This is a genomic window from Tenacibaculum sp. AWR4_210, from assembly GCF_056160945.1.
In genome coordinates, this window is the sequence record NZ_JBSWYF010000008.1 from 87,057 (window position 1) to 103,805 (window position 16,749).

Annotated in this window: 15 protein-coding genes; 7 read left to right on the forward strand and 8 right to left on the reverse strand. The window is 40.1% G+C overall.

The genetic code is table 11. The annotated features are described in order from the left end of the window. Positions 1-4: 4 nt before the first annotated feature. The gene (gene hemF, locus ACXAG7_RS15160) at positions 5-913 is read left to right on the forward strand and encodes an oxygen-dependent coproporphyrinogen oxidase (RefSeq protein ID WP_408044376.1); all 909 of its coding nucleotides are present in this window, start codon (positions 5-7) and stop codon (positions 911-913) included. A 249-nt stretch (positions 914-1,162) separates the two neighbouring features. Beyond that, positions 1,163-2,479 (forward strand): dihydrolipoamide acetyltransferase family protein, encoded by a 1,317-nt coding sequence (locus ACXAG7_RS15165; RefSeq protein ID WP_476667346.1) that lies wholly within the window; start codon positions 1,163-1,165, stop codon positions 2,477-2,479. Between the two features lie 54 nt (positions 2,480-2,533). Here the strand turns inward: ACXAG7_RS15165 and ACXAG7_RS15170 are convergent, their stop codons facing one another. Next, entirely contained in the window at positions 2,534-4,546 is a 2,013-nt protein-coding gene (locus ACXAG7_RS15170; protein ID WP_476667347.1) for an alpha-ketoacid dehydrogenase subunit alpha/beta, read from the reverse strand. Between the two features lie 117 nt (positions 4,547-4,663). On the opposite strand from ACXAG7_RS15170, the gene ACXAG7_RS15175 reads away from it, so the two are divergent. From ACXAG7_RS15175 to ACXAG7_RS15185, 3 genes are all read left to right on the forward strand, one after another. After that, positions 4,664-5,401 (forward strand): DUF6263 family protein, encoded by a 738-nt coding sequence (locus tag ACXAG7_RS15175; RefSeq protein ID WP_476667348.1) that lies wholly within the window; start codon positions 4,664-4,666, stop codon positions 5,399-5,401. A 225-nt stretch (positions 5,402-5,626) separates the two neighbouring features. Beyond that, on the forward strand, positions 5,627-6,559 hold the full coding sequence (locus ACXAG7_RS15180; protein ID WP_476667349.1) for a helix-turn-helix domain-containing protein: 933 nt from the start codon (positions 5,627-5,629) through the stop codon (positions 6,557-6,559). Positions 6,560-6,640: 81 nt separating this feature from the next. After that, positions 6,641-7,771 carry a nuclear transport factor 2 family protein gene (locus tag ACXAG7_RS15185; protein WP_476667350.1) on the forward strand — a complete coding sequence of 377 codons (1,131 nt, stop codon included), beginning with the start codon at positions 6,641-6,643 and terminating at the stop codon, positions 7,769-7,771. Here ACXAG7_RS15185 and ACXAG7_RS15190 read toward each other — a convergent pair. The 4 genes from ACXAG7_RS15190 to ACXAG7_RS15205 form a co-directional block, all read right to left on the reverse strand. After that, the gene (locus ACXAG7_RS15190; RefSeq protein WP_476667351.1) at positions 7,768-8,658 is read right to left on the reverse strand and encodes a TIGR01777 family oxidoreductase; all 891 of its coding nucleotides are present in this window, start codon (positions 8,656-8,658) and stop codon (positions 7,768-7,770) included. The two genes, ACXAG7_RS15185 and ACXAG7_RS15190, sit on opposite strands and share 4 nt — an antisense overlap. Positions 8,659-8,708: 50 nt before the next feature. Then, the gene (locus tag ACXAG7_RS15195; RefSeq protein ID WP_408044369.1) at positions 8,709-10,037 is read right to left on the reverse strand and encodes a M28 family peptidase; all 1,329 of its coding nucleotides are present in this window, start codon (positions 10,035-10,037) and stop codon (positions 8,709-8,711) included. A 5-nt stretch (positions 10,038-10,042) separates the two neighbouring features. Next, the gene (locus ACXAG7_RS15200; protein WP_476667352.1) at positions 10,043-11,368 is read right to left on the reverse strand and encodes a hypothetical protein; all 1,326 of its coding nucleotides are present in this window, start codon (positions 11,366-11,368) and stop codon (positions 10,043-10,045) included. A gap of 92 nt (positions 11,369-11,460) precedes the next feature. Continuing rightward, complete coding sequence (locus tag ACXAG7_RS15205; RefSeq protein ID WP_408044367.1) at positions 11,461-11,808, reverse strand: DUF6249 domain-containing protein; 348 nt, start codon at positions 11,806-11,808, stop codon at positions 11,461-11,463. Between the two features lie 141 nt (positions 11,809-11,949). On the opposite strand from ACXAG7_RS15205, the gene ACXAG7_RS15210 reads away from it, so the two are divergent. Together ACXAG7_RS15210 and ACXAG7_RS15215 are read left to right on the forward strand one after the other, a co-directional pair. Beyond that, on the forward strand, positions 11,950-12,543 hold the full coding sequence (locus tag ACXAG7_RS15210) for an RNA polymerase sigma factor (RefSeq protein WP_476667353.1): 594 nt from the start codon (positions 11,950-11,952) through the stop codon (positions 12,541-12,543). Then, entirely contained in the window at positions 12,521-12,931 is a 411-nt protein-coding gene (locus ACXAG7_RS15215) for a hypothetical protein (protein ID WP_408044365.1), read from the forward strand. The genes ACXAG7_RS15210 and ACXAG7_RS15215 overlap by 23 nt, the downstream gene beginning before the upstream one ends. 18 nt (positions 12,932-12,949) lie before the next feature. On the opposite strand, the gene ACXAG7_RS15220 is transcribed toward ACXAG7_RS15215, so the two are convergent. The 3 genes from ACXAG7_RS15220 to ACXAG7_RS15230 all read right to left on the reverse strand — a co-directional run bounded on the left by ACXAG7_RS15220 (position 12,950) and on the right by ACXAG7_RS15230 (position 16,747). Then, positions 12,950-13,807: a TolB-like translocation protein gene (locus ACXAG7_RS15220; RefSeq protein WP_408044364.1), complete on the reverse strand. Its 858-nt coding sequence runs from the start codon at positions 13,805-13,807 to the stop codon at positions 12,950-12,952. Between the two features lie 76 nt (positions 13,808-13,883). Next, positions 13,884-15,695 carry a DUF885 domain-containing protein gene (locus ACXAG7_RS15225; protein ID WP_476667354.1) on the reverse strand — a complete coding sequence of 604 codons (1,812 nt, stop codon included), beginning with the start codon at positions 15,693-15,695 and terminating at the stop codon, positions 13,884-13,886. Positions 15,696-15,739: 44 nt separating this feature from the next. Next, complete coding sequence (locus ACXAG7_RS15230) at positions 15,740-16,747, reverse strand: transglutaminase domain-containing protein (RefSeq protein ID WP_476667355.1); 1,008 nt, start codon at positions 16,745-16,747, stop codon at positions 15,740-15,742. Positions 16,748-16,749: the final 2 nt, after the last annotated feature.

Below are 16,749 nucleotides of genomic sequence, written 5' to 3' on the forward strand. Positions count from 1 at the left end.
TGACATGAAAGAACAGTTTTACGCATATATTCAAAATTTACAAGATACCATTACATCGACCTTAGAAGGAATCGATGGGAAAGCCCGTTTTCAAGAAGATCTTTGGGAGCGTAAAGAAGGAGGTGGAGGTAGAACTCGTGTGATTGAAAACGGAGCCGTTTTTGAAAAAGGTGGCGTGAATATTTCTGCTGTTCACGGTGAACTACCTGAGGTATTAAGAAAACAATTCGGAGTAGCACACGGTGAGTTTTACGCCTGTGGTTTGAGTTTGGTAATCCATCCAGTAAATCCTATGGTTCCAACGGTACACGCGAATTGGCGTTATTTTGAAATGTATAACGAAGCTGGTGAAATCGTTACCCAATGGTTTGGCGGAGGACAAGATTTAACTCCTTATTATCTCTTCGAGGAAGACGCAGTACATTTCCATCAAGTGTGTAAGCAAGCATGTGATCCTCACCATCCTGATTTTTATGCTCAGTTTAAAAAGCAATGTGATAATTACTTTTGGAATGCTCACAGAAATGAAGCTAGGGGACTAGGAGGGTTGTTCTTTGATTATTTAAAAGAAACACCGGAATTTAGTATGCAAGACCGCTTTAACTTTGTGACGGAAGTAGGGAATAGTTTCCTGAACTCATACGTGCCTATTGTTGAAAGAAGAAAGGAGTTACCGTATACAGCGGAACAACGCACTTGGCAAGAGGTTCGAAGAGGACGCTATGTCGAGTTTAATTTAGTACACGATAGAGGTACCCTGTTCGGGTTAAAAACCAATGGACGTATTGAGAGTATTTTAATGAGTTTGCCTCCAAAAGTACAATGGCAGTACAACCAGCATCCTGAAGAGGATTCACAAGAAGCAGCATTACTAAAAGTATTGGCGACACCCAAAGATTGGTTGTCTGCGTAGCTTCGGTATTGCCATGACGGTCAATTAGTTGTTGCCACGGAGAATAGCTGAATACGGCTTTTGAAATTAGAATATGGAATATTCAAAATAAAGCTATTTATTGATAGTATTTTATAAAAAACACCTTGTTAGAGGTGTTTTTTTGTGAATAATGTAAAAAGGATTCAGAATTGCATCAATGATTTTTTGCGAAAAACTCGAAAAAATCATTAGTTTTTAGTAACTTCGCAAGCATTAAAATCAGATACTATGGCTAGATACGAATTGAAGTTGCCTAAAATGGGCGAAAGTGTTGCTGAAGCAACCATTACTTCTTGGTTAAAAGAAGTAGGAGAAACTATTGATATTGACGATACTGTGGTAGAAGTTGCTACGGATAAAGTGGATAGCGAAGTACCTAGTGAAGTAGAGGGAACCTTGGTGGAAATTTTGTTTGAGAAGGACGCTGTGGTTCAAGTAGGAGATACTATAGCCATTATAGAAACTGAAGGAGGAGAGGCAGCAAGTACTGAGAGTACTGCAGCACCTGTAGCAGAAGCAGTAGCGGAATTGGAAGAAACCATTCAGGAAGTAGTGGCCAGTAAAACGGAAGAGGTTCAAGATTATAACGGAACGCGTTTTTACTCACCATTGGTAAAGAGTATTGCTCAAACCGAAGGAATTTCATTAGAGGAATTAGAAACGGTTGCAGGATCAGGAAAAGAAGGTCGTGTAACGAAAGCTGATATCTTAGCGTATATCGAGTCGAGAGGGACAGCTAAAGTAAGCACTCCGGCGCCAGCAAAACCAGCAGAGAAGAAAGCACCTGCAGCACCTGCAGCGGCTAAACCAGTTGCGACACCAGTTACTTTAGGAGGTCAAGACGAGGTAATAGAAATGAGTAGAATGGGTAAATTGATTGCGAAGCACATGGTAGATTCTGTGCAAACATCAGCCCATGTTCAGTCATTCATAGAAATAGACGTAACCAATATTGTAAAGTGGAGAAACAAAGTAAAAGACGCGTATTTAAAGCGCGAAGGTGAGAAATTGACCTTTACTCCAATCTTTATGCAAGCGGTTGCACAGACGATTAAAAAACATCCGTTGATTAATATCTCTGTTGATGGTGATACCATTATTAAAAGAGGAAATATCAATTTGGGAATGGCAGCAGCCTTACCTGATGGAAACTTAATTGTTCCTGTTATTAAGAATGCAGATCAGTTAAACTTGGTTGGAATGACCAAACAAGTGAATGATTTAGCAACGAGAGCAAGAGCAAATAAATTGAAGCCAGATGAAATTCAGGGAGGTACCTACACGGTAACTAATGTAGGAAGCTTTGGAAGTATGATGGGGACTCCTATCATTAACCAACCTCAAGTAGCGATTTTAGCACTTGGTGCTATCGTTAAAAAACCATCTGTGATTGAAACACCAGAAGGAGATTTTATCGGAATTCGCCATAAAATGATCGTCTCTCATTCGTACGATCACCGTGTTGTAAACGGTGCTTTAGGAGGGATGTTTATCAAAACCTTTAAGGAAATATTAGAAGCTTGGGATGTTAACCAAGATATCTAAAAAGCATAGCTAGATTTTATAAGAAGAGCCGACACAATGTCGGCTCTTTTTATTTTAATAGGCTAGGAGTTCTTTCAAGACAGTTTTGAGTCGTTCTTTAGGCAGGTAGTTGGCCTCTAATGCCTTGGCAAAAGGTATTGGAGTATCCAAGCTAGCAACGCGACGCACGGGGCCGTCTAAGTGCTCAAAACAATTTTCTGTGATGAGTGCAGAGATTTCACTAGAAAGACTTCCAAAAGTTGAATCTTCTTGTAAAATAAGTACTTTCCCTGTTTTTTTGACTGATTCGTAAATCGTTGCCGTGTCTAGGGGCTGTAAAGTTCTCAAATCAATGAGGTCGGCACTGACGGTATCCAATTCGTGTAAGCAGTCCAGAGCCCAATGGACACCGGCTCCAAAAGTAACAATGGTCACGTCATCACCCTCTTTGAGTACGCCTGCTTTTCCTATAGGCAGCTCGTAATAATCGGTAGGTACCTCCTGGTAAATACTTCGATACAAGGCTTTGTGTTCGAAAAACATGACAGGGTTAGGATCGTTTACAGCGGCAATCAAAAGCCCTTTAGCGTCTTTAGGAAATGCTGGATACAAAACTTTCAGACCAGGAGTTTTTGTAAACCAAGCTTCGTTGGATTGAGAATGAAAAGGTCCTGCACCAACACCTGCTCCACAAGGCATACGAATTACAACATCTGCGGCCTGTCCCCAACGATAATGGGATTTGGCTAACAAATTGACAATCGGATTAAATCCGGTAGACACAAAATCAGCAAATTGCATTTCAACGACAGCCTTGGTATTTTTAACAGCCAACCCATAGGCGATTGAAACGATGATGGATTCACAAATAGGAGTATTTCGGACGCGTTCCTTACCGAAAGCTTCGACAAACCCCTCTGTGATTTTAAAAACACCTCCGTATTCAGCGATGTCTTGTCCCATAATGACTAGGGAAGGATGTTTTTCCATAGCCTGGTACAAACCTTCGGCAATGGCATCTACATGACGGATGTTTTTTGTCTGTTTTGTAATGGGAGTATTTATAGGAAGATGCTTTTTAAAGACATCTTGTAATTCCTCTGCTACAGTGGAAGTAATAGCCGGTTCAGCAAAGGTTTTTTGTAAGTGTTCTTGGATTAAATTTTTATAGGTAAGCTGTATTTGTTCGTCAGCTTCGACGTCTAAAATTCCTTCTTCTAACAAAAATTGGCGGAAATTGTCCACTGGATCTTTCAGAGCCCATGCATCCATCAGTTCTTGCGGTACGTATTTGGTACCACTGGCTTCTTCGTGCCCTCGCATGCGAAAGGTTTTGAATTCTACCAATACTGGGCGCGGGTGTTGACGTATGGAAGCACTGAGTTCAGAAATTTTCTGGTAAACTTCGATGATGTTGTTTCCGTCGATAATATGAGATTCCATGTTATAACCTTTACCGCGGTCAGCGAGGTGTTCGCAATGGAATTGTTCATTAGTGGGGGTGGAAAGTCCGTATCCATTGTTCTCAATACAAAAGAGTACAGGTAACTGCCAAACAGAAGCGACGTTTAAGGCTTCGTGAAAATCTCCTTCACTCGTAGCGCCATCACCGCAAAATACGGCACACACTTTAGCTTCATTTTGTAACTTATGGGCCAAGGCTATTCCGTTGGCAATTCCTAACTGAGGCCCTAAATGAGAAATCATTCCAACCAAGTGATAGGCCTGGCTTCCGAAGTGAAAACTGCGATCCCTGCCTTTGGTAAAACCATTAGCTTTTCCTTGCCATTGTGAAAACAAGCGGTATAAAGGAATATTTCTACTCGTAAAAACTCCTAAGTTCCTGTGCATAGGAAGTATGTATTCATCAGCGGCAAGGGCCGCAGTTACGCCAATAGCAATGGCTTCTTGTCCAATACCACTAAACCATTTTGAAATTTTACCTTGCCGAAGTAACAGGAGCATCTTTTCTTCGATCATTCTTGGTAAGAGCAATTTCTTGTATAGGCTTAGTAGTGTTTCTTCTGATAGCTCATTGGTATCATAAGTAAGGGTAAGTTGTTTGTTTTTTGAAGTTGAAATGCTCATAATTAGCTGTATAGGTACTCAAATTTGAGTAAAAAAAAAATAGAATCAAAATCAGATATAAGAAAATTATGAATTTTTAATTGTGTATATTCGCAAAAACGAAAAAATCGACAGAAAATGACTAAAAAAATTATGGCTTTGTTACTTTTTGTAACGAGCATTACTTTTGCACAAGAAAAGGTAAAATTGCGTACCAATTACAAGAAAGGAGATTCGTATACCATAAAAGTAAAAACAGCTCAGGTAATGGGACTTGGTGTTATGACCAACGATATGAATATTCATATGGATCAAACCGTTACAGCAGTGTCTGGTAATGAGTATGACATGGAGGCAAAGATCACAAAGATGACGATGGACATGAAACAAGGTGCTATGGCTATTTCGTACGATTCTTCAAAGAAAGAAGAAGAACTTAGTGATACCGGTAAAATGATGCACAATCAAATGAAGCCAATGTTGTCTGCTACGATTACTATGAAAGCTAACAACCGAGGAAAAGTGTTGAGCACTAAGGTGGAGCCTCAAGTACCAGGTGTAGACGATTTCACCGACCAATCAACCAATATTGAGTATCCAGCAGAAGCCGTAAAGGTAGGAGATTCATGGTCTGATAAGAAATCGAAAAAAGGAATGAATTTCAACTATGTATATACCGTTAAGTCAATTACTGCAAAGCAAATAGACTTGACAATTTCGGGTACTGTTGACGGAATGGCAACAGGAAAAATTACAGGAACGATGCATATTGACAGAGCGACAGGAGTGCCTTCTAGTTCTAACTTAGATTTAGCACTTAAAGTTCAAGGACAAGACTTATCTACAAAGATTGAGTATACGTGTACAAAGAACTAGTAGCTTGCAAAAGATACTTTTAAAAAAGCTCAGATTTTAATCTGAGCTTTTTTTGTTTTTATCTCATAATTAAAGCATCTTGCTATAGTGAAATTATCGAGCGCTTTATTATTTTTTTTTAGTGCCCTTGGCGTGTTCAATGGGTTGTTGATCAGTTGTTATTTCCTCATTTTTGCAAAGCAAAAAAGGGTACAAAATACCTTGCTGGGAGTATTGCTATTGGTGATGAGTATCCGAATAGGAAAATCTGTTTACATGCTTTTCGTGGCTCGTGAGGATCGCAATTTACTCGTATTGCAAGTCGGGCTCTCGGCCTGTTTCCTGATAGGTATTTCTCTCTACCATTACATCTTAGCGACCTTGAAGGGCTATGAAAGGATACCGAAAGCATGGAAAATACACTTTTTAATCCAAGCTATGCTCATAGCTATTATCGGAATGATGTATCCGTATGATAGGTACCCAGCGCTATGGGGAAATTATTTTATCCAGGGAATTTATACCTTTTGGGCTTTTTATGTGCTGCGAACTGCTTTTGTACTACGCGGCGTTTTGAGAAAGTTAGTAAAGCGTGACCAAAACAGTACTGTACTCGAATACTGGCTTGCTTTTGTGTGGGCTGGAAACCTATTAATCTTATGCTGTTATATCTTGGGATATTTCTATTGGTACATTACCAGTACGCTGGCTTTTTCGTTTGTTTTGTACGCCTTGGTCCTGTTTATTATGAGTAGAAAAAATGCAAAAGAGATTTTTAGAGAGCCCAAAGAGAAGTATCAAAGCAAAAAAATTGTCGCTGCCGAAGCCTGTGCTTTACACGAGAAACTAGACAAGGTACTGGCAGCTGAGGAGGTATTTACAAATCCTAGCTTAAAACTTTCTGATTTGGCAAAATTAGTAGGAGTTCCCGCACATAAATTATCGCAGTTTCTCAATGACAATTTGGAACAGAGCTTTGTAAATTACATCAACACCAAACGCATTTCACATGCCAAAATCCTTATTAAAGCACATCCAAATTACACGCTTGAGGTAATCGGATATGAGTCTGGATTTTCTTCAAAGTCTAATTTTTACGCTTCATTTAAAAAAATTACTGGACAGACACCCAATCAGTATCGCATTGAAAATAAGGAGTCTGAGGGTGCTGATTTGTAAATTAGGACGCCTGAATTATAACCTGTGAATCAAATATGCCTTTGATACTGCAGTTTTGTGTAAAATTCAAAACTGTAACTGATGAAAAAATTATTATTGAGCATCGTATTCTTAATGGGACAATTAGCTTTCGGTCAAATCTCCGAGAATCCGAAAGAGAAGGAACTGGTGGCCAAAACAATTCAAAATTACATTGATGGAAGTTCCTATACCCAGCTCGAAAAATTGGAAAGCGCATTTTATCCGCAGGCGACCTTGTATTTGACCATGCGTGACGGCTTTCGAAAAATGAGTGTTAAGGATTATACGTCATTATTTAATCCGGCAAAAGCAAATCAGTTTAACGGAAGGAGAGGGAAGCTATTGGATATTGCCGTTGTGGAAGACATCGCAAGAGCAAAAGTGTCGATTGAGTTTTCAAAGTCAAATATGGAGTATATCGATTTGTTTCTGCTAAAGAAAATAGCCGGAGAATGGAAAATTATAAGTAAAACCGCCACTCGTTTGCCGGAGCCTGAAAAAAAGAAAATACTATTCGTCGTTTCCAATGCTCATTTTTACAAAGGTTCAACGCTTCCTACAGGGAATAGTTTTTCAGAAATAGTGAATGCATATGACGTATTTGTACGTGCAGGTTATGAGGTAGATTTTGTAAGTCCGAAGGGAGGAGCTATTCCTTTGGCTTATATCAATACTTCTGATACCATTATTAAAGAGTACTTGTACAATGCAACGATGATGCAAAAGTTAAAAAACAGTAAGCGTCCAGAAGATTTGGATGTATCAGCCTATGCAGCCGTTCAGTATATTGGTGGGGGAAGCGCCATGTTTGACGTTCCACAGGACGAGCAATTGGGAGCTAAAATCATGCAAATTTACGAAGAGCACAACGGCGTAATTTCTTCCGTTTGTCACGGAACAGCAGGAATCGTTCATTTAAAGAAATCGTCAGGAGCTTATCTCGTTGCTGGAAAACGCGTAAATGGTTATCCAGATGCTTTTGAAAATCCGAAGAAAGCCTATTACAAAACACTGCCTTTCTTGATAGGTAAGACTATTGAACAACACGGAGGAACGTTTGTTTATGGCGATAGAAACAAGCCTTATGTCCTCGTTGATGGACGTTTGGTAACTGGACAGAATTACCTTTCCTCAAAACCTGTTTCAGAAAAGGTAATTGAACTTATCGAAGCCGCGAAAAATTCTAATTAATTCTTGCGATATAAATTATCCAAAGCTGTGAAAAGTTTAGGGTATTTAAAAGGGTAGTGTTTCTGTGTTTTTTCCGCAGAGATGCTACTTCCTTCCAAAACAATACTCGCTAATTCTCCTAGTAGGAGTTTTAGTACAAAGCCAGGAACATTCAGTGGCAACAAAGGCTTTTTAAGTGTGCGGGCCAGAGCTTGCATAAACGAGTGATTGCTGTGCTTTTCTGGAGCTACGGCGTTGAAAACTCCCACAAGAGTTTTGTTTCGAACAGCCTCTAGGTATAAACCACATAAATCGTCAATGTGAATCCAAGGCAGCGCTTGCTTACCTGAACCCAGAGCATTTAAAACTAGGGGAGTATTCATTTTTTTAAGAGCGCCACCACCTTTACTCAAAACAACTCCCGTCCTGAATATGCTCACAGGGATGGAGAGATTGTCAAATTGATGTCCCGCTTGTTCCCACGCTACACAAAGATTGGCGATGAAATCATTGCCAGGAGCATCAGACTCTTGAAAAACACGATTGCCTGTGACCGAACCGTAATATCCAATTCCCGAGGCACTGATGAATTTCTTTAACGGGATTTCTAAGTCTCGTACGTATTGGTACAAAAGTTTTGTCGAATGAACACGACTGTCTACGAGTTCTTTTTTTCGATTGGCAGTCCATTTTTTATCGGCAATGCCAGCACCGGCTAAATGAATGATGTAACTAACACCTTCAAATGCACGTTTGTCAATGGTATTGGCATTTAAATCCCAAGCGAATTCTCCTTCTTTTTTAGGAGTTCTTGTTAAAATATGTACCTTGTAATTAGCAGCGGTTAAGCATTCGTTAAGCGCTTTTCCTATAAGTCCAGTTCCTCCTGTAATGAGTATTGTTTCCATAAGGTAAAAATACGAAAACTCTTATTTGGAGACATGATAAATAAGAGGAGTTATCGCATAATTTTCGACGGAAAACTAACCATACTCTCACTGCCGTCTTTACCGATGGCTGCTACTCCAAAGAAAAAATTATCAACGACAATTCCTTCGAGCGTAAAGGAATTTACATTACCAACACTTCTGCTGTAATCCCAAGTAGGAGAGGTAGTGTTTCGCCAGTAAATTTTGTATCCCAGTGCACCAGGCACTTTGTCCCAACGAAATGTTGCTGCTGGAGCCACCATACCACCAATGGCTACGTTTTTAGGTGCTGTGGGCGCGTTGGCCAGGGCGGCTAGGCTTATGGCGTTGACGGCGGTAAGTTTTTGCGTGTATTTAAAATTGACAAACTCGAGACGATCACCGTATCGAATCCCATTTTCGGTGCGAATATCTTGGTGCTGTTGTGTGTAGTTTTCGTGAGTTTCCATAATGCGTATTGCAGCAAATCCTTGATCGTTAAACGGTCTGTGATGACCTCCTCTTCCAAAACGATCGAGACGGTACACCATCATCGGACGCATTTCTGGCATATAGCGTTGTACTGTTTTGTGCACATAGCGTGCAAGTTGACGTGAATTACCGTCAACTTCACCGCCGTAATACCTGCGGGCACGCCGCTGTTGCTCGGTTTCTGTGGGAGGTGTTGGCTCCGAAAAAATACGAAAGCTACGATTGTCAATTACACCGTCGACTCCTCGGATATTTCCAATCATATCGTTGTTGATGAGTCCGATGATATTCCAGCCTTTTTCTTTGGCGAAGGCTGCCAAACCTTTACCACCAAATAAGCCTTGTTCTTCACCTGATAAGCCCACGTATACGATACTGTTTTCAAAGCGGTACTTACTCAATACTCTCGCGGCTTCGATAGCTCCTGCCATCCCAGTTGCGTTGTCATTGGCACCCGGAGCATCGTCGGTATAGTTGTTGGGATCTGAAATTCGCGAGTCGATATCTCCACTCATAATGACGTAGTTGTTCGGGAAGGTTGTGCCTCGTTGAACGGCAACGACATTCACTACAGAGACGTCAAAGGGAATGCGACTATTACTGCCTTTTTTTACTAGGTTTTTTTGATAGAACACTTCTAAACAGTCCTGACAATCTTCAGAAATTTTGTCGAATTGTTTTTTTATCCAGCGTCGGGCAGCTCCGATACCTCTTTGGGTAGATAGCGTATCGCTCAAAGTGTGTCGCGTGCCGAAATTGGCTAAAGTCGTAACGTCATCTTTTAGTCGGTCACTGCTTATCGCATTGATAATTTGATAGTATTGTGCCTCTTGTTGTGCGTAGGCTGAATAAAAGAAACAAAGGAATAGGAAGCTGTAGAGTTTCATAAGTGTTAATTTGGATAATACCAAAATGGAATTTTGGTATCGATTAGGTGTATCGTATCATTTTTTCTTTTTCGTTTTCGTATTAACTGGAGTACGTGTTTTCCTTCTGATAGCGATTTTATTGGGATGATACTTTCCATTCCCATTTGGTGCTGTTTGTTCCTGCTCATTAAAAACTCAACAGGATAGCTTACAGAATCAATTTTTACCGTATGCATTTCGTTGACTACAGTTATTAATTTTTGTACTATGCTGTCTCTCTTTTTTCGAGATAAAAAGACTCGGTTATTCATCTGGAACTTGGTTTTTAACCCCCGAGCATCTTCTTTGGGTTTCAAATGAGGCGCGTATTTATATATGCGTTCCTCGAAATTTTTGTTGTAGGGCTTGAATAATTTGAGGTATGGGCTACTGATCACCTTGGACTGAATACTCGCTTTTTGAACAAAATCAGTTCTCTTGAGAAGCTGATCTTCGTATTTCTTGTAGTCCAAATACAAAGAAGAGTGCTTTTCAACCTTGTCCAGATAGTTAGAGTTTTGATATTTTGCAGTATTGATAATCAAAATGACCAAGTACATCGGAACTAGCAGAAAACTCAAGCGTTTCGTGAACTTGTTATCTAAAAAGTTATACACTAACGGTCGATAAAGAAAAGAAAGCGTTAAGTATTTAAATACTGAGTAGAAAGGAAAGTAAATTTTACTTAATACGCGTTTCTTTTTTAAATATCCTTGGGTAATAAAATCGATAAAGACTAGGATTGACCCAATGCTTAAAAAAATAAAGAGGAGGACTCCGATCGTGATTCTCGGTACTTCGGGAAGTCGTTCGTTGCTCATCAAGAAAAAAGCAATTCCCACAAAACTCAATCCTACTAATACCAGAGAGAGCACGTAAAAGATGAGCAAGAATGATGAAGCAAACATAATGCTACAGTAGTTTTCCAAGTTGGCGACGTATTTGTCAAACGAAACGATGCGCTTTCGCAGGTGTTTGTCAAAGCGTTCGTGGTAGTTGAGTGTGTCGAAATCAATGTCACCAGATACGTAGCGGAGGCCTAAGGCACCAATCCACAAACCCCGTAAAACAACGTGAATGATTAGGTTGAATAGTAAAATAGAACAGGCTATTTTGGCTAGGGAGAGCAGTACATAGCGATAAATTTGGTTTTCTTCGCTAGCTATAATTCGGGCTACGTTGATTTCCGGATAGGCTGAGAAGAGCCCGAAAATGGCAAAACCAGAAATAATGAGTTCTAATTGCCAGCTTTCTTGTTGTAATTTGTTGAGTAATGCTTTAAAGTGTTTGCTATTGTGATTTGAACTCATCTAGTAGTAGTTTGGTGCTTTAAAGATACACAGATTTATACAATGAAAAAACCTCCTACAAGAGGAGGTTGGACCCTGCGGACTAATGCGGTTTATTTCGTGTCTAGGTTCTTGGTTAGGTGGGAACCTAAAAAGAGTCCCAAACCTCCCATGGCAAAAATCATTGCCGGATACAGTGCTTCTTCTTGTAAACTCGTATAATTATTTAAGAGCAACGCAAAAAAGATTCCCAATCCAATTCCCATGAGTAAGAGTGATAAATTCAGTACGATGACTCTACCTGTCAACGTGGAGCGTTTTTTCTCGCCTTGCATAAAGATTTTAGCGTCAACACCTTTTTCAATGAGTGCCAATCGCTCTTTATTTCTGGTTGAATAGAATAAATAGAAAATTCCGAAGATTACTGAGAACAAAAACATGAATACTAATGCTACTTCCATAAAATTTATTTTAATTGATTAATTTTAACCTGTTTCGATGGTATGACCTGTCGGAATAAAAAAAGGTTACAACAGAACAAAAATAATTTTTTTTTGGAATAGCTGTAACCTTTTATCATACGGGGAAGTCTAAGCAACACAATGACTATTATTAACGACCAATACTACATAGAACAAACCTTACGCGGAGATAGGAATGCCTTTTCGGTACTCGTTGATAGGCATAAGAATTTAGTGTTTAGTTTGGCTTTAAAGATGGTAAAACAGCAAGAACGTGCAGAGGAAGTTGCACAAGATGCATTTATTAAGGCGTTTAAGAATTTAAAGTCGTACAAAGGAGATGCGAAGTTTTCGACATGGTTGTATAAAATAACCTATCGCTGTTGTTTGGATGTGTTAAATGCTTCGAAAGAGCGCTATCGATCAGAACCGATAGAAGAGTCTGGAGCGCATTCTTTACAGGGTACAGAACAGATATTGACAACCATTGAAAGAAAAGAACGCGCGGCCTTGTTAAATCGTTGTTTGCTATCTTTGCCTGAAGAGGAACGCGCTGTAATTTGGATGTTCTATTACGAAGAATTAAGTTTGAAGGAGATAGTTGCCACAACGGAACTCTCCGAAGCAAATGTGAAAGTTAAATTGCACCGTGCCAGAAAACGCTTATTGGCAATCGTGCAATCGCAAGTTGAACCAGAAGTAATTAATCATTATGGACAGAAAAGAAAACGATAGGGAAATCGACGCTTTTATAGCGAACTATATTCGTGAAATTGAACAGTCTGAGCCTTCTGTTGATTTTACGGCTAATGTCATGAGAGAAATTGAAGAAACGGTAGCACCTGTGCAACCGCTGAGTATTTCAGAACCTCTAATTAGTACTAAAGGATGGTTCGCCTTGTCGGGCTTTGCTGCTGCTATGGTTTTGACATTGATCATGTACTCAAGTCCAGAAATTTCAGAAGTATTCGGAGCCTATGTCGGAAAGTACCTCAATGTTTCTTGGCAAATACCGAGACTATCTCACAAAACCGTATATATTGCCTTTTTTACAGCCCTACTTATTTGGGTTCAGTTTTATTATTTGAAACACTTTTTTACCGATCGTTTAAACCGAGAGTAATACATGTCTCTGTATCAATTATTCCTCAATTAGTGAGGTGACCACTGCAATTTTCTTTCCTGAAGGGCTGCAAGCGAGTCTTGACACTCGGGTATTCGGATTTGTAAACGTATAAAAATTTCGAGCTTGATGACTTTTAGGATCGATTTGAATGATGTTGTTATTCTGACTGCAAAGGAAAAGCCCATTGGGAAGCCAACATCCGTCTTGGCTCGTGCCTAAATCAAAGAGTTTTTTTGACTGAGCATTACTCGGGTCCCAAGCCCATAATTCCCAATTAGTCCCAGCTTGTTTGGTGTAGCTAATGCGATCACTGTTTGGGATTCGCTGAATAAAACGACCACTTTGTTCCGCGATTAGCCGTTTGGTTTTTTTTACAAGATCAAACAAGTATAAGTGGAGTTGGTCATTTTCAATAACGGAAGCCATGAGCATGGTAGGACCTATCCAATAGGGATAGGCAATTACTTCACCTGGAAGTATTGCTTTTGAATCGCCGTTTTTAGGGTTGTAGGCATACAGGCCTTGTTTGCCATCGGTGTCCAATCGAACTGCGGATAACATAGCCGAATTAGGAATGTTTTGTGGGGAGTATTCACTTCCTGAAACTGTATAGCTGAGTCGTTTCTTTTGCTCAGTGTTCAGTTGGTAGCTATAAATTTCTGTCTGATTTTTTAGTGTGCCCGCATAAACTATAAGGCTATCGCTGCAAAAATAAGGCTGATTGTCATAGCCTTTGTTGCGACTGATATTATTTGCTTCACTCAGGGGAGTTGCTGAGAGAAGATCACAGGAAAAAACGTAGATTTCGGTATCGTTTTGTGCTGAAGCAATCAGACTTAAAACGCATACTATATAAGTAAATAAATAGCGCATACTTTTTTGTTTGGTTGCTCTAAGATAAAAAAAACCGCTAAACGCGAGGCTTAACGGTTTTATGAGTTTCTTGAATTTAGGCTTTTTTTGAAGCGATCCAACGGTTGATCTTAGCTTCGAGTAAGGCGAGTGGAATACACCCAGTTTCCAGTATCTGATCGTGGAATTCTCGAATATCAAATTGTTCTCCTAAAGCAGCGGTCGCTTTTTTGCGCAGTTCACGAATTTTTAATTGACCAATTTTGTAGGATAAGGCTTGCCCTGGATTTGCCATATAGCGTTCAATTTCAGAAATGATACTCGCTTCTGATTCTGCTTCATTGTCTAAAGAGTATTGAATCGCTTTTTCACGTGACCATCCTTTGGCGTGCATCCCCGTATCAACTACCAATCGAATAGCGCGGTGCATTTCCATACCTAACATACCAAAATACTGGTAAGGATCCGTGTACAAACCGAGTTCAGTTCCTAAGTTCTCGGTATACAAAGCCCATCCTTCACCATAGGCGCTATACCAAAGCGTCTTTCTGAAGTCAGGGAGGTCTTGGTTTTCTTGGGTGAGTGATATTTGGTAATGGTGACCGGGAATAGCTTCGTGTAAAAACAGGGCTTCGTCAGAAAAAACATTGTATTTCGTAGCGTCAGGAATTGGGGTGTAGAAAACTCCTGGGCGGCTACCGTCCAAGGCCCCGGCGTTGTACTCTGCACTTGCAGAAGCCTCTCTAAACTTTTCCGTTTGCTTTACGATAAAAGGAGTTTTGGGTTTGTTTCCAAAAAGCTTTTCTAGCTGCGGTTTCATTTTGAGGTGGATAGCGTTGAAATTAGCAATAATCTCTTCAGGAGTCTTATACGGCATTAAGTCTTTATTACTGCGAACAAAATTAAAGAAGTCCTTTAAACTGCCTTTAAAGCCTACCTGTGTTTTTATTTTTTCCATTGCTGCCAAAATTCTCGCAACTTCACGAAGTCCTAACTCGTGAATTTCTTCGGCAGTCATTTCCGTAGTTGTGTAGTTCTTTATTGCGTGCTGGTAATAAGCTTTTCCGTTAGGAATGCCATCAATACCACTACTAGTTCGCCCAGCAGCTAGGTACTCCGTGTTGAAAAAGTTATAGAGCTCCGTAAAAGAAGGCACCAATTGTCCTTCGATGAAAGCGGTGTAGGCTTTCGTTAGTTGTTCCTTTTCTTCTTGAGTAAAGCTCTTAGGGAAATTGCGGATAGGGCTAAAAAACAAATGTGAGTTTAACAGCTCTTCTGAAGTGGTCGTTTCTGTGGCACTTAGGACCTTAAATTGAGGAATCACCTTTTTTATCAGAGCGGTAGGCAATACGTACCCTTCTTTTATTCCCTGTTTCATACGCTCCTTGGCAGTGCGTAACCAATCGTTGTATTGTTCTAAACGCCTCAACCAGTTTTGGTATTCTTTGACGGTGGTAAAAGGTTGTGAGGCACTACCACTGGCGAGCTGCCCCATGTTTAAATTAATCGTCCACATCTGATTAATAGGGAGGTAGAGGTCATTTTTGAAACTCGCTTGCGCAAGCTGCATATCACAGTCCCATAGCAATACCTCCTTGCTCATTTTTTCACTTTCTGTCAGGGTGCTATCAGCAATTTTATGAACCTGATTTTTAAAGCTCGTATAAAAATCACGGAACTTTTTTTGATATGCATCCGTCAAGGTGTTTGGAAATTGGTCATCGTAGCGATGGTCTCCCGCCGCTGTCGCATCCAACGGTTTTAATTGACGTTTTCCCTCACTGTAGTCTTTTAAGAGTTGAGAAAATTTAGGAGGAGTAACTTCAGTAGTTGTTTCCTTTGATGTACTGTTTTTACAAGCAGAAAACAATAGAGCTGCCGAAACGATACTCAGTAGCGTTTTTTTCATGATGTTATTATTTGATAGCTCAAATATATCAAAAATACTCAGTTTTACTCCACGGCGCTGGGACTAAAGGCATAGGTTGTTAAGAGTTCATTTTGGTAGCTAATGTGCAGTTCAAAAGAAGTATTTACAGGAGGAGTTACTTCGAAACTAAGGATGTTTTTACGTTTGCTAATGCGTTCGGGATTCAGGGTTTTTGAAACTCCTTGGCTGTCTATGGTTATTTTAAAGTCAGCTGTGTTTAGATGATTTGTAGCGCTGATTTTAAATAAAATTCGTTTGCCGGGACGATAGCGATTGTAGAGTTTGTTTGGAGTGATAGGGTGGATGCCTAGTTTAAAGGCAGCGTCGTAAACAAAGGGCAATGCAGTAAAATCGCGAGAGAGTGGCTCAGCTAAAAGAAGCCATTTTTTATGGATAGGATCGTGATTTTGTGCAAATTTTTTGGGGTCTGTTAAAAAGTAGCCCGGATTGTAGTCCGCTATGAATTGGTCATCACCTACAAAATATCCGCTTGACCAGGTAGGGTCGCACAAGTACCATTTTCCTGCGAGTTTTACAGCGTTCCAACTGTGGTTTGGTCGGTTGAGCTGTGTACTGTTTGCATCGACACTGCGTGCATAACCGTTGACAATAACACAAGGGATACCGATACTATTCGCCATTTTTTTTAAAAGATAGGCATAGCCTGTGCAGATGGTCTTTTTTTCGCTAACTAACTTTTTGAAGACAATCTTATTGAATTCCCTGTTTTTTTGTTGGAGGAGCACTGGGGTCCGCTGGTATTTCTGACGATAGCTTTGGATCGTTGAGTGAAGCGTTAAATCACTCGCGATATTATGACAAATCCAACGGTAGATAGCGTTAAATTTTGTGACTTCTGAAGGAAGTCCATGGGTGAGTTGATGCACCAAATGCGGAAGGTTGTTGAGTTTTGCCCCATGAGCGCGATCAGCATTCCGATTGGATGCATCAAAGTTTACGGTATCAAAGTCGGTGATCTGACCGTAGCAAACCGAATAAAATAAGATGAATATCAAAGAAATTCGATGCATGA

What these genes read in the sequence shown, in the direction of transcription:
- hemF (WP_408044376.1), top strand. Translation starts at nt 5, where the DNA reads ATGAAAGAACAGTTTTACGCATATATTCAAAATTTACAAGATACCATT.
- ACXAG7_RS15165 (WP_476667346.1), top strand. Translation starts at nt 1,163, where the DNA reads ATGGCTAGATACGAATTGAAGTTGCCTAAAATGGGCGAAAGTGTTGCT.
- ACXAG7_RS15170 (WP_476667347.1), bottom strand. Translation starts at nt 4,546, where the DNA reads ATGAGCATTTCAACTTCAAAAAACAAACAACTTACCCTTACTTATGAT.
- ACXAG7_RS15175 (WP_476667348.1), top strand. Translation starts at nt 4,664, where the DNA reads ATGACTAAAAAAATTATGGCTTTGTTACTTTTTGTAACGAGCATTACT.
- ACXAG7_RS15180 (WP_476667349.1), top strand. Translation starts at nt 5,627, where the DNA reads ATGAGTATCCGAATAGGAAAATCTGTTTACATGCTTTTCGTGGCTCGT.
- ACXAG7_RS15185 (WP_476667350.1), top strand. Translation starts at nt 6,641, where the DNA reads ATGAAAAAATTATTATTGAGCATCGTATTCTTAATGGGACAATTAGCT.
- ACXAG7_RS15190 (WP_476667351.1), bottom strand. Translation starts at nt 8,658, where the DNA reads ATGGAAACAATACTCATTACAGGAGGAACTGGACTTATAGGAAAAGCG.
- ACXAG7_RS15195 (WP_408044369.1), bottom strand. Translation starts at nt 10,037, where the DNA reads ATGAAACTCTACAGCTTCCTATTCCTTTGTTTCTTTTATTCAGCCTAC.
- ACXAG7_RS15200 (WP_476667352.1), bottom strand. Translation starts at nt 11,368, where the DNA reads ATGAGTTCAAATCACAATAGCAAACACTTTAAAGCATTACTCAACAAA.
- ACXAG7_RS15205 (WP_408044367.1), bottom strand. Translation starts at nt 11,808, where the DNA reads ATGGAAGTAGCATTAGTATTCATGTTTTTGTTCTCAGTAATCTTCGGA.
- ACXAG7_RS15210 (WP_476667353.1), top strand. Translation starts at nt 11,950, where the DNA reads ATGACTATTATTAACGACCAATACTACATAGAACAAACCTTACGCGGA.
- ACXAG7_RS15215 (WP_408044365.1), top strand. Translation starts at nt 12,521, where the DNA reads ATGGACAGAAAAGAAAACGATAGGGAAATCGACGCTTTTATAGCGAAC.
- ACXAG7_RS15220 (WP_408044364.1), bottom strand. Translation starts at nt 13,807, where the DNA reads ATGCGCTATTTATTTACTTATATAGTATGCGTTTTAAGTCTGATTGCT.
- ACXAG7_RS15225 (WP_476667354.1), bottom strand. Translation starts at nt 15,695, where the DNA reads ATGAAAAAAACGCTACTGAGTATCGTTTCGGCAGCTCTATTGTTTTCT.
- ACXAG7_RS15230 (WP_476667355.1), bottom strand. Translation starts at nt 16,747, where the DNA reads ATGCATCGAATTTCTTTGATATTCATCTTATTTTATTCGGTTTGCTAC.